This window comes from Pseudarthrobacter sp. IC2-21 (genome assembly GCF_034048115.1).
GTDB lineage: Bacteria > Actinomycetota > Actinomycetes > Actinomycetales > Micrococcaceae > Arthrobacter > Arthrobacter naphthalenicus.
Map to the genome: position 1 here is coordinate 3,514,164 of NZ_CP139145.1, position 11,879 is coordinate 3,526,042.

Here is an 11,879-nt window from a genome sequence, read left to right on the forward strand (position 1 = left end):
TCCTCATTCAGTCGCGGTCCTGTGCTTAGGGAACTCGCCGCGAGTATTAGTAAGTGTACTTACTTATCGGGCGGAGTTGAAGCACAAGGGCGGGCGCCCGGGAGTTACGGCCCTACCCTGCCTTTCGCGGCGCAATGGGGGTATCACTCCGACGCACGGTGTCCTGGTGCAGTTCCAGGGCGCTTGTCACCAGCGCGAAGTGGCTGAAGGCCTGCGGGGTGTTGCCCAGTTGCCGCTTGGCCGTCACAGCCCATTCCTCACTGAGCAGGCCCACGTCATTGCGCAGTTCCAGCAGCCGCTCGAAGAGCTCCGTGGCTTCGTCGGCCCGGCCGGCACCAAGGAGCGCCTCCACCATCCAGAAGGAGCACGCGAGGAACACGCCTTCGTCCCCCGGCAGCCCGTCGTCGCTGTCTGCCGGACGGTAGCGCAGCACGAAGCCGTCATCGGTGAGCTCGCGCTGGATCGCGTCAATGGTCCCCACCACCCGGGGATCATCGGGCGGCAGGAAACCGACCCGCGGAATCAATAACAGGCTGGCATCGAGTTCCGGCCGGCCATAGGACTGCACAAAGGTGTTGCGCGCGGCGTCGAATCCGTTGGTCATCACTTCCCGGTGGATCGTGTCGCGAAGGGCCTCCCAGCGCTCCACCGGTCCGGGGAGGCCGAAATCGCGCACGCCTTGGACCATGCGGTCCGCCGCCACCCAGGCCATCACCTTTGAATGCGTGAAGTGCCGGCGTGGCCCGCGCATCTCCCACAGCCCGTTGTCCGGCTGGTCCCAGATGGTTTCCAGATGCTGCATGAGGGCAACCTGCAAATCCCAGGACTCATCAGTGTGTTTCAGCAGGGAATTCCGGGTCAGCGACAAACAGTCAAGCACTTCGCCCCAGACGTCGAGCTGAAGTTGCGAGGCAGCGCCGTTACCCGTGCGGACCGGCTTTGAGTTCTCGTAGCCGGCCAGCCAGGGCAGTTCCATCTCCGGCAGCCTTCGCTCTCCGTGGATGCCGTACATGATCTGCAGGTCTGCCGGGTCGCCGGCAACGGCGCGGAGCAGCCAGTTCCGCCAGGCGGCAGCCTCCGCCGTATACCCCGCGGCCAGTAGCGCCTGCAGCGTCAGGGTGGCGTCACGGAGCCAGCAGTAGCGGTAATCCCAGTTGCGGGGCCCGCCGATCTGTTCGGGCAGGGAGGTGGTTACGGCGGCCACGATGCCCCCGGTTGGCGCATAGGTCAAGGCCTTCAGGATCACCAGCGAACGGGTTACCGCTTCCTCGTACTTGCCCTTGTAGCTGCACTGCGAAGCCCAGCCCCGCCAGTACGCCAGCGTGGTTCCCAGCACGTGCTCGGCGTCAACGGTGTGCGGCCGGGGAACATGGCTGGGCGCCCAGGTGAGGACGAAGGGCACGCGCTCCCCCGCCTGCACCGTGAAGTCGCTGACGGAATGCATGTTCTCGCCGTGAACGGGTGCCGTGGTGACGAAGTAGGCGGCGTCCGGACCGGCGATGGCGTGCAGGCCACGTTTGTCCTTCCGCACCCACGGGATGATGTGCCCGTAGTCGAACCGCATCGAAAGTTCGCCGTGCATCCTGACGCTTCCCGATACCCCCTCCACAATCCGGACGATGTCCGCCACTTCGTCCCGCGGCGGCATGAAGTCGATGACCTTGACGGTGCCGTCCGGGGTTTCCCACTCCGTTTCAAGAACCAGGCTGTCTTCCACGTAGCTTCGCCGGGTGCAGGCGCCGCCGCCTGCCGGCGCCAACAGCCAGCGTCCGGCGTCGGGGGTATCAACCAGGGCACTGAAACAGGCCGGGGAATCGAACCGGGGCAGGCAGAGCCAGTCGATGGAGCCTGCCGTGCTGATCAGGGCGGCGGTGTGAAGGTCGCCAACAACTGCATAATCCTCGATGCGCGCCATGTCCTTACCCTGCCATACGGATGGGCCGGGCGTGAGGAGGGGACCCGGACGGCAACACACCCGCCCGCCGGTCCAGTACAGCCCGGTAGCCTGAGTGCAAGGTCCGTCCCCGAACACGGAGGCTCAATCATGCACCCCTCACTCCCGGGACCGGCGTAGCGTGGCCGTGTACATCGGCACGTCCGGTTGGAGTTACGACCATTGGGAGGGTGTCCTGTACCCGCCGGGCCTGCCGCCCCGGGACAGGCTTCAGCACTATGTTGCCCGTTTCAGCACGGTGGAATTGAACGCCAGCTTCTACCGCTGGCCGCGCGATACCTCGTTCGCCAGCTGGCGCCGCCGGCTCCCGGACGGGTTCGCCATGTCCGTCAAGGCACCCCGCGGCCTGACCCACGGCAAGAAGCTGTATCAGCCTGAGGTCTGGCTGGAGCGGATTGCCCGATGCTGGCATGAGCTGGGGGACAAACGGGCCGTCCTGCTGGTCCAGCTCCCGCCGCAGATGGAACGCGATGATGCGCGCCTGGATTATTTCCTCGGCGCGGTCCCGTGGTGGATCCGGGTGAGCGTTGAATTCCGGCACCCCAGCTGGGACCACGAGGACGTTTACGCCCTGCTGGAACGGCACGGCGCTGCCTACTGCATCATGAGCGGCGCCCGGCTCCCCTGCATCCTGCGTGCCACGGCACCCTTCGTGTATGTCCGGCTCCACGGCCCCGACCACGAGCATCTCTACGGCGGTTCCTACTCTGACGCTGACCTGCAGTGGTGGGCCGACCGCATCCGCGAGTGGGCCGGGAGCGGCCTGGACGTCTACGCCTATTTCAACAACGACGGGGGCGGGAACGCGGTGCGGAACGCCGAGACACTGCGCTGGTTCGTTGGCGCCGGCTGATGTCACGCCCGATGGCGGTAGTGACGCAGGTGCCCTGCGCAGCGTTGCGCTGTGGCAGAGTGGAGGGATGGACAGGGCTCCTCAGCACGCACCCCAGAACACCCCGCACCCGGCACAGCTTTCGGGGACGAAACTGTTCCGTCTGGCCCACCGGATCTCGGACGCCGTCAACGGAACGCGGATCCGGCTCGCGGGACGGTGGAATTTCGCACCGCAGACCATCGCCTACCAGGGCTACGGGTCATCCACAGGGTGGGTGCGTGTTCTTGGCCGTGTCCTGCTGACCAGAAGGCCCGCTCCCGGCAGCGTGGCCGAGCATGCTGCCCTCAACGGCACCCAGAACATCCGCGGCTGGCGCGCCTTCACCAGCGTGCCCATGCAGTACACCGATGTGGAAATTACCATCGGTGATGTCACCACCCACGTCAAGGCGGACCGGGGCGGGCTGATCGACACGGTGGTGGACGTCAGGCTTTCGCCGGGCTGGCACACCGCTGTCCTGCGGGCTGACGGGACCGAACCGGTGGAAACCCTGATCCAGGTGATCGACGCCAAGGCAAAGTTCGGCATCGTCTCCGACATCGATGACACCGTCATGGTGACCGCCCTCCCCAGGCCCTTCCTGGCGCTGTGGAACACGTTTGTGCTCAGCGAACGGGCCCGGATGGCCACGCCCGGGATGGCCGTCCTGCTGGATCGGCTCACCATTGAACACCCCGACGCCCCGGTGATTTACCTGTCCACCGGCCCATGGAACGCGGCCCCCACCCTGAAGCGGTTCCTGAGCCGGAACATGTACCCCTCGGGCGCCCTCCTGCTCACGGACTGGGGCCTCACCCAGGACCGCTGGTTCCGCAGCGGGCAGGAGCACAAGCACCGCAACCTGGAACGCCTGGCCAAGGAGTTCCCGGATATGCGCTGGCTGCTCATCGGCGACAACGGCCAGCACGATGAGCAGATCTACTCCGGTTTTGCCCAGGACCACGGCGACCTCGTGGCCGCCATCGCCATTCGGCAGCTGTCCGTCAGCGAGTCCGTGTTTGCTGGCGGCCACTCAGAGGACGGGGACCACACCACCTCGGTGGTGCCGTGGATCTATTCGCCGGACGGCGCCGGAATGGCCAAGCAGCTCAAGAGCCTGGACCTGCTCTAGGTCCGGCTAAACACCGGCCTCGTGTTCAACACCGCTGCCCTCCAGCGCATCCGGCTCCACCAGCGCGTCCGGTTCCGCCAGCGTGTCGGGTTCCATGGCCTGTGCGACGGCGGTTTCCGCCACTGTAACCAGGTTTCGTTCCTCAATCAGCTCCTGGAACCAGAAATACGAGGCTTTGGGCGTCCGCTCGAGTGTCTCGAAATTGACGTGGAGCAGGCCGAAGGGCTGTTTGTAGCCCGCGGACCATTCGAAATTGTCCAGCAGTGACCACACGTAGTAGCCGCGCAGGTCGATGGACTCAGCCTCGCCGCCCGGGCCCGTGGCCTCCAGCGCCGCCTGGATGTGGTCCGAGAGGTACTTAAGGCGCCGCTCGTCCGGGATGAACGCGGTGTTGGTGGACTTGTCCCGCACAATGATGTCCTCGAAGCTGGCACCGCCTTCGGTGATGATCACGGGAGGCAGGTTCGGGTACCGCTCGGCCATTTCCTTGAGCGCCACCTTCATGTACTCCGGTTTCACGGGCCAGCCGTAGGACGTGATGTCGGCTTCGGGCCACGTCTCCACATGGAACGGCGTGCCGCCACTGCCGGCCGCACTCAGGTCGCTTCCCATGGCCTCGGCCATGCTCGCGGGCACGGCGCCCTCACCCGGGCCCACCGCCACCTTGGTGGGCATGTAGTAGTTCAGGCCATAGAAATCCAGCGGCTGGGAAATGATCGCCATGTCTTCGTCCGGGTGCTCAAAGGAGCTGAAGAATTTCGCGGCCCGGACCAGGTCCGGGTATTTACCGGTGAGGACCGGATCCGCGTAGACCCGGTTCTGTGCGAGGTCCATCAGGCTGGCGCTGATTTTGTCCAGGGGGTTGATCGTTTTGGGAACCATGGGCGAGTAGACGTTGGTCATGCCAATTTCCCCGGGGACTCCTGCCGCACGCAGGGCCTGCAGGGCCAGCCCGTGACCGAGCAGCTGGTGGTGAACGGTGGGAAATGCGTTGAGCATCAGGGCCTCGCCGGGCGAGTGCAGTCCCAGGGTGTAGCCGTTGGTGGTGACGGTGGCGGGCTCGTTGATGGTGCACCAGCGCGCCACCCTGTCCCCGTAGGCCTCCGCGGCGATCGCGGCAAACTCCCCGAGCCGGTAGGCGGTGTCCCGGTTCATCCAGCCGCCGGCGTCGTCCAGGGCCAGCGGCGTGTCCCAGTGATAAAGCGTCAGCATCGGGGAAATGCCGTTGGCGAGCAGCTCATCAAGGAGCCGGTCGTAAAAAGCCAGGCCTGCGGGGTTCACCGGGCCGCTCCCGGTGGATTGGATGCGGGACCAGGACAGGGAAAACCGGTAGGAGTCGACGCCGAGTTGTTTCATCAGTGCCACATCCTGCGGCATGCGGTGGTAGTGATCGCAGGCAACGGCGGGGCTCTGGTCCTCGACGATGGACCCTGGTTTGGCCGCAAACACATCCCAGCCGGCCGGGCCCCGGCCGTCCTCGGTGAGCGCACCCTCAATCTGGAAGGCTGCCGTGGCCACGCCCAACGTGAAGTCCGCGGGGATGAGGGCTGCCAGGTCTTTGGCGGAAATATGCATGGTGTCAGCCCTTAGTGATGTGAAGACGTGCGAACGGGTACCACTGAGAATGCTATACCGCGGGGTCTCTGTCGGAGCGGACTGCTAGGGTCTGGGCATGGATGAAAAACTGGGGAAGTTCATCGACAACTTTGGTGCGCTGGTACAACTGGCGCAGGCCGGAAGGCACCGGCAACAGGAAGGCCAACAACTCCTTGAGGCTTTGACGGAGCATCTGGGCGTAACTGCCGAGGGCGTCTCCGTGATCGAGGAGATGATCCCGGCACACAGGTTTGTGGACGCGGACATCGTGATGGCAGAACTCGCCGCGCAGGACCCCGCCGGCAGGTTGACGGGGATTGGCGGCGGCGGCCAGCGCCACCACCAGTCCTTCAGCGATATGGTCCAGCAGTCCCAGCTCTTTCCCCAGTTTCCCCTTGCCCAGCCTGACTACGCCAACCTGGCGGTGGGGCCGGACAAACAGCGGCAGGCCGTGGCGTTCGGCCTCTGGCTTTTCGCCTTCGCGGGAAGCCCGCTGGCGGTGCTGCAGCGCAACGCGGAACCGCGTTCCGGCCGCCAGGCCGCCTCGCTGGAGGTGATGGCCGCCAACCCGGAAGCGGCCACGCACTTCCTGGCGGAGTTCCGCCTCCGGATGGAAAACAACAGCGTCCTCAAGGGCCAGGTCATTTCCCTGGTGATGTCCGAGTACGGCCCCAGCACGGCGGGGGTGACGTTCCATCACCGCCCCAGCCTCCCGGCGTCGGACGTTATCCTGCCCGCGGGGCTGCTCCAGAAGGTGGTGGACCACACGGTTGGAATTGCCACCCACCGCGAGTCGCTCCGGGACCACGGCCAGCACCTCAAACGCGGCATCCTGCTCTACGGCAGGCCGGGAACCGGAAAGACGCACACCGTGCGCCATCTGCTCAGCCTGAGTGAAGGCTCTACGGCGATCCTCCTCTCCGGCGGTTCACTGGCCCGGATCTCCGACGCCGCCCGCATGGCACGGGCGCTCCAGCCGTCCATTGTGGTGCTGGAGGACTGCGACCTCATCGCCGAGGACCGGAGCTTCGGGCACGGGCCGCAGCCGCTTTTGTTCGAAGTGCTGGATGCGATGGACGGCCTGGACCCGGACGCCGATGTGGCCTTTGTCCTCACCACCAACCGGCCCGACATGCTAGAGCGGGCACTGGCGCAACGGCCCGGCAGGGTGGACCTGGCCGTCGAGATTCCCCTGCCGGCCCACGCCGAGCGGGTCCGGTTGCTGGAGCTGTACGGCAGGCTGGTGGCTTTCAGCCCTGCGGCCCTCGACGCGGCCGCGGAACAGACCGAGGGGACCACCGCGTCCTTTGCCCGTGAACTGGTCCGCCGCGCGGTGGTGGCCGCTGCGCTGGAAGGCGGTCCGGTGTCCGATGCCCACCTCAGCGCCGCGGTTGAGGACCTGATGGCCGACGCCGAAACACTCACCCGCAGCCTGCTGGGCAGCGGTCCGGATGCGACGGCCGGAGCGGGATCCCGCTTTCCCGGTCCGGGTTTCCAAGGCCCGCCTGTCCCCGGCTTCCCGGGTCCAGAATTCTCGGGCCCGGCCTCACTGTGATCCGAAGAGGAAATCTTTGGCGTGGGCCACGGCCTTGCGGTAGGCATCGTTCCGGAGGCTGACGAGGTGTTCGGTATCGCCGTCCGCCGGTTCGAGGTAGCCCGTGTAGCCCGGCCGCAGCACCCAGATGTCGCCGGCGGGCGGTAGGTAGAACACTCCGAATGAGCGCTGCTGACGCTCCTCCGCCGTCCACACCGGCACCACAGCCAGAGCCGCACCGGTTGCGGGGTTGATCCACTGCGCCCGCGGCAGCGGCTCTTCGTGGGCTTCGGGGTCCAGGAACGGGGCGGTGCCTTTACCCCAGCGCGCTTCGAAGCGTTCCTGGAAGGCGGGGATCAGATGGGAATCGTAGCGACGCCAATCGCTCATGGGTGGCTCCTCTGGTGTGCATGGGGCTAGGTCCAGGGCCCGCTTTCCCAGCGGACCGGGGTGATCCGGATGGTGTTGCCTGCGGGCACATGGCGCCGGTTCACCCTCCGGACCGGGATGACGACCGGACCGGAACCCTGCCCGCCTGGTGTGCTTGTTCCGGTGCGGCTTCGGTCGTAGGCCGCACGCCGGGCGGGGTCACGCAGCACCGAAAAGGCCTGCATGATCTGCAGCAACTCGGCCCGCGAGAGCTCGCCGCCGTCCGTTGCGCCGCCGTCCGCGCCGAGGTCCGGATGATGGGTGCGCATCAAGGCCCGGTAGGCGCGGGAGATCTCCTGCTGGCTTGCAGTTGGCTTCACCCGCAGGACCTCGTAGAAATCCGGCTGACTGGTCATGACGGCATTCCGGCAATTATCAGTGGGGCGCAGGAGGCGCCGGCAACGGCTGCCGGCGCCCCCCGGGGGAAGGGCTAACCTCCGATCTCGTGCATCTGGCCCTTTGTTTCAATCTCGATCTTGCGCGGCTTGGCCTGCTCCGTCACGGGGATTCGCAGGGTCAGGACGCCCTGGTCGTAGCTGGCCTTGATGTGTTCCGTGTCCAGGGTGTCGCCGAGGATCAGTTGGCGGCTGAACACACCGCGTGGACGTTCCGAGGCCACCAGCTCAACGTTGGGCTGGGTGGGGTCCAGGCGTTCCGCCCGCACCGTCAGGACGTTGCGCTCAACGTTCAAGTCCACGCTGTCGACTTTGACACCGGGCAGGTCGAACGCCACAACAAACTCACCGTCTTCCTGCCAGGCGTCCATGGGCATGGCAGCCGGACGGGCCGCGGTACCGAAGACCTGCTGGGTGAGCCGGTCCAGCTCACGGAACGGGTCCGTACGCATCAACATCATTTCCCACTCCTTCAGCAATGCAGTTGCATGATTCCGTACCATACCCGCCACCCAACTATCTATGGCAGTGGGTATAGATTTTTTATAGCACCCGTGCGAAACTGGGGCAAGACATTTTCGAGAGAAATTTTGGGAGCCGGCATGAGCGAGCCACCCTCAGTACGCGCACCGCAAGCCCCGTCCGGGCGGGCACTTTATGCCATCTCGGTGGCCGCCCAACTGGCCGGCACCGGGCAGCAGAACATCCGCCTCTACGAGACGCGCGGCCTGCTGCGGCCCGCCCGGACCTCCGGCGGGACGCGCCAGTACAGTGACGCCGATATCGCCATTCTCCTTCACATCGGAGAGCTGCTGGAGCAGGGACTGAACCTGGCCGGCGTGGCCAAGGTCCTCGAACTTGAGGCCGCCAACGCCAAGTTGCGCCGTGCCCTCAAACGCGAACGCTCACTCCGCGAGCGCTAGCTCAGCACTAGTCGCCCGGTGCGTCGGCCTTGGAAAGTTCGCCCGTGATGCGTTCGCCGGGGATCCGGGCGGTGCGCCAGGTATCCAAGGCAATGTAGGCGCCCAGGATGATGAGCGAGAGGGACAGCGAAGCGAAGGCGTCGCTGAACCAGTGGTAGCCAAGGTAGAGCCTGCTGGCAATGGCCAGCACAATGCCGATTCCCGCCCCTACAAATCCCAGCACGGCAGCCCGCGGGTTTTCCCGCCGCGAGAAGATCAGAAACGTGCCCACCAGCAGGAAGTCGCACGCCCCCAGGACGTGGCCTGAAGGAAACGAGAATGTATGGTCGGCACCAAAGAGCATCAGGTCCACCGGCGGACGGGACCGCCGGACAATTTGCAGGATGATCTGGGAGATGATCACCCCGGTAAGCATCGCGGCGGCCAGGACAATGGGCCGCCAGGCGTGCTTTGCCGCGAAGCCCCACGCCACCGTGACCACCAGCACGATGATGGGCAAGGCGATCGGGCCGAAGAGCACAGCGAGGAAGATCATCACGGCGGTGAGCGTCTCGGAACGGGTGCCAAGCAGCCAGTCCCGGATCGGTTCGTCCGGGCCCCACGGTGCTGTCCCGCTTTGCACCACCCCCACCAGCGCAACGACGAACGCCAGGGTGCCGACCGCCATCAGGATCACCGCTGCCCGGTACAGCCCCCTGCGTGCCGCCGGCTCTATGTAGCGTTCTTCCACCACGAACTTCTCACGGAAAGTGCGCCACCAACTCGCGCCATTCCCCGCTTTTCCCGATCCTGCCTGCTCTGCCACGTTCGACTTCCGTCCCTGCGCTGTTAAATTTCCTTGAGATGAAGACTATCCCTGTAGCCTGACCGGATGGGTGCCATGAACGAGCTGATCAACCGCGGAAATGTTCAAGCGCTTGCCGGCATCCTGGCGAACCGGGCCCCAGGCACCCGGTGGTCCAGTGTGATGGCGGTGGCATCCGGGCTCAGCGAGCTCAGCCTCCGCGGCAGGACGGACAAGGTCTCTGCTGCGCTCGTGGCCGATTTCCGCCAGATCCCCGGGAAGGATTTTTCGACGGCGGCTGTTACCTTTCGCGCCGCGCTGGCTGACCCGGGATTTACGGGCTGGGTCCTGTGGCCAGTCTCCGAGGCGGCTGTGACGCTGGCCCTCGAATCGGACAGTGGCACGGACTTCGCTGACTGCCTGGCGCTCCTCACCGAACTGACGCCACGGCTCACCGCCGAGTTTGCCATCCGTCGGCTGATTGCCAGGGACGTGGACGCTTCCCTGCGGGCAGTCCTCGGGTGGACGGGGCACCCCGATGAACACGTCCGCCGCCTGGCTTCGGAGGGGACCCGCGCCTACCTTCCGTGGGCGGTGCGGATCCCCGCCCTGATCCAGCAGCCTGAGGCAACACTCCCCATACTCAATGCCCTCTACCGCGACCCTTCGGACTACGTCCGGCGCTCAGTCGCCAACCACCTCAACGACCTGGCCCGCCATGCGCCGGAAGCCGCAGTGTCCACCGCGGCCCACTGGCTGGCGGCCCCGGATGCCAACACGGCCTGGGTGGTGCGGCACGGCCTGCGGACGCTGATCAAAAAGGGCCATCCGGGTGCGCTGGCACTTCAAGGGTTTGCCCCGGCATCCGTGGCTGTGACGGCCCTGCGGCTGGACCGGCAGGTGGTGGCCATGCCGGCGGACCTCCGGTTCGAATTCGACATCTCCAACACTGGCGCCGCGGAGGCCCGGCTTTCGGTGGACTATGCGGTGCATTACCGCAAAGCCAACGGCAGCCAATCCGCGAAAATCTTCAAATTGGCGGCGCTGACCCTTGCTGCGGGCGAAACACGAACGCTGGCCAAGCGCCACGCTTTCAGACCCATGACCACGCGGGTGCACCACGCCGGACTGCACGCCCTCGAACTGCAGATCAACGGCATCCGGCACGGCCACACGGAGTTCGACGTCCGGACCTGACGCGCGGCCACCAGGCGCGCGCTGCCCGTCTTGCGCCGCGACACACCGCGCGCCGCAACGGCTCCGTAACGTCCCTCCCCTGACAGGCAACGCCGGTACCTGTCTCACCAGACACTCCCGCAGCCGGCGAATGTGCGGTTGGCTAGTGGAACGAACGCAGTCCGTCCGTCCTGTCACTCCCGAAAGGAAACCAACCCATGGCTACCTGGCTCATCACAGGCTGCTCAACCGGCCTCGGCCGCGCCCTCGCCCAGGCCGTCCTCGCGCACGGGCACAACGCCGTCGTCACGGCCCGCAACGTCACCACCGTGGAGGACATCGCGGCGGCCCATCCGGACAGGGCGTTGGCCCTGCCCCTCGACGTCACCGATCGGGCCCGGATCACATCGGCCGTGGAGCAGGCCAAAGCCCGCTTCGGAGGGATCGACGTGCTGGTTAACAACGCCGGATACGGCTACCGCGCCGCGGTTGAAGAAGCGGACGACGCCGACATCCGGCAACTGTTCGATACAAACGTTTTTGGCACCGTGGACATGATCAAGGCCGTCCTTCCGGACATGCGGGCCAGGAGGTCCGGCGCCATCATCAACATTTCGTCCATCGGAGCCCGAATCAAGCCCGCAGGTTCCGGCTACTACTCCGCCACCAAGGCGGCTGTGGAGGGCCTGTCCGGTTCCCTGCACAAGGAGCTTCAGCCGCTCGGGATCAGCGTCACGGCCGTGGAGCCCGGCGCCTTCCGAACGGACTTCGCCGGCCGGTCACTCACCCAGTCGGCGAAGCCAATCGACGATTACGCCGAGACGGCGGGTAAACGCCGCAAGGAGAACGACACCGTTGACGGTACCCAGCCGGGAGACCCGGCCAGGGCCGCCGAAGCCATCATTGCCATTGTCGAAAGCGCCGAGCCGCCGGCTTTGCTGGTGCTGGGCACGGACGCCGTCGGCGCCTTTGCCGCCGTGGCAGAGGCAGAACGCGCCGACCTGGACCGGTGGCGCGAGCTCAGCCTCAGCACGGACATCCAGGCCAATCCGGGTCGCGGCCTCACACCAGGGCAGCGTTAG

The 11,879-nt window shown here is 66.0% G+C and carries 12 protein-coding genes; 6 read left to right on the top strand and 6 right to left on the bottom strand.

Annotation, left to right across the window (positions count from 1 at the left end; genetic code table 11):
• Positions 1-112: 112 nt before the first annotated feature.
• Positions 113-1,915 (bottom strand): glycoside hydrolase family 15 protein, encoded by a 1,803-nt coding sequence (locus SBP01_RS16230; RefSeq protein WP_275213176.1) that lies wholly within the window; start codon positions 1,913-1,915, stop codon positions 113-115.
• Positions 1,916-2,075: 160 nt separating this feature from the next.
• Here SBP01_RS16230 and SBP01_RS16235 point away from each other — a divergent pair, with 160 nt between their 5' ends.
• A complete protein-coding gene (locus SBP01_RS16235; RefSeq protein ID WP_275213175.1) occupies positions 2,076-2,807 on the top strand; it encodes a DUF72 domain-containing protein in 732 nt (243 codons plus the stop codon).
• 67 nt (positions 2,808-2,874) lie between these two features.
• Complete coding sequence (locus tag SBP01_RS16240) at positions 2,875-3,960, top strand: App1 family protein (RefSeq protein WP_275213174.1); 1,086 nt, start codon at positions 2,875-2,877, stop codon at positions 3,958-3,960.
• A 6-nt stretch (positions 3,961-3,966) separates the two neighbouring features.
• Here SBP01_RS16240 and SBP01_RS16245 read toward each other — a convergent pair whose 3' ends face one another.
• The gene (locus tag SBP01_RS16245; RefSeq protein WP_320536487.1) at positions 3,967-5,535 is read right to left on the bottom strand and encodes a glycoside hydrolase family 1 protein; all 1,569 of its coding nucleotides are present in this window, start codon (positions 5,533-5,535) and stop codon (positions 3,967-3,969) included.
• Positions 5,536-5,632: 97 nt separating this feature from the next.
• Here SBP01_RS16245 and SBP01_RS16250 point away from each other — a divergent pair, with 97 nt between their 5' ends.
• Positions 5,633-7,111: an AAA family ATPase gene (locus SBP01_RS16250; RefSeq protein WP_275213171.1), complete on the top strand. Its 1,479-nt coding sequence runs from the start codon at positions 5,633-5,635 to the stop codon at positions 7,109-7,111.
• Here SBP01_RS16250 and SBP01_RS16255 read toward each other — a convergent pair.
• The 3 genes from SBP01_RS16255 to SBP01_RS16265 all read right to left on the bottom strand — a co-directional run bounded on the left by SBP01_RS16255 (position 7,103) and on the right by SBP01_RS16265 (position 8,372).
• The gene (locus SBP01_RS16255) at positions 7,103-7,480 is read right to left on the bottom strand and encodes a hypothetical protein (RefSeq protein ID WP_320536488.1); all 378 of its coding nucleotides are present in this window, start codon (positions 7,478-7,480) and stop codon (positions 7,103-7,105) included. The two genes, SBP01_RS16250 and SBP01_RS16255, sit on opposite strands and share 9 nt — an antisense overlap.
• Before the next feature lie 26 nt (positions 7,481-7,506).
• Positions 7,507-7,875: a J domain-containing protein gene (locus tag SBP01_RS16260; protein WP_320536489.1), complete on the bottom strand. Its 369-nt coding sequence runs from the start codon at positions 7,873-7,875 to the stop codon at positions 7,507-7,509.
• A 74-nt stretch (positions 7,876-7,949) separates the two neighbouring features.
• On the bottom strand, positions 7,950-8,372 hold the full coding sequence (locus SBP01_RS16265) for an Hsp20/alpha crystallin family protein (protein WP_275213470.1): 423 nt from the start codon (positions 8,370-8,372) through the stop codon (positions 7,950-7,952).
• A gap of 144 nt (positions 8,373-8,516) precedes the next feature.
• Here SBP01_RS16265 and SBP01_RS16270 point away from each other — a divergent pair, with 144 nt between their 5' ends.
• Positions 8,517-8,837, top strand: a complete 321-nt coding sequence (locus SBP01_RS16270) for a MerR family transcriptional regulator (RefSeq protein WP_320536490.1) — start codon at positions 8,517-8,519, stop codon at positions 8,835-8,837.
• Between the two features lie 7 nt (positions 8,838-8,844).
• Here SBP01_RS16270 and SBP01_RS16275 read toward each other — a convergent pair whose 3' ends face one another.
• Positions 8,845-9,642 (bottom strand): phosphatase PAP2 family protein, encoded by a 798-nt coding sequence (locus SBP01_RS16275; protein ID WP_275213166.1) that lies wholly within the window; start codon positions 9,640-9,642, stop codon positions 8,845-8,847.
• 66 nt (positions 9,643-9,708) lie between these two features.
• Here SBP01_RS16275 and SBP01_RS16280 point away from each other — a divergent pair, with 66 nt between their 5' ends.
• Both SBP01_RS16280 and SBP01_RS16285 read left to right on the top strand, forming a co-directional pair.
• On the top strand, positions 9,709-10,818 hold the full coding sequence (locus SBP01_RS16280; protein ID WP_320536492.1) for a DNA alkylation repair protein: 1,110 nt from the start codon (positions 9,709-9,711) through the stop codon (positions 10,816-10,818).
• A gap of 197 nt (positions 10,819-11,015) precedes the next feature.
• Complete coding sequence (locus SBP01_RS16285; protein ID WP_320536494.1) at positions 11,016-11,879, top strand: oxidoreductase; 864 nt, start codon at positions 11,016-11,018, stop codon at positions 11,877-11,879.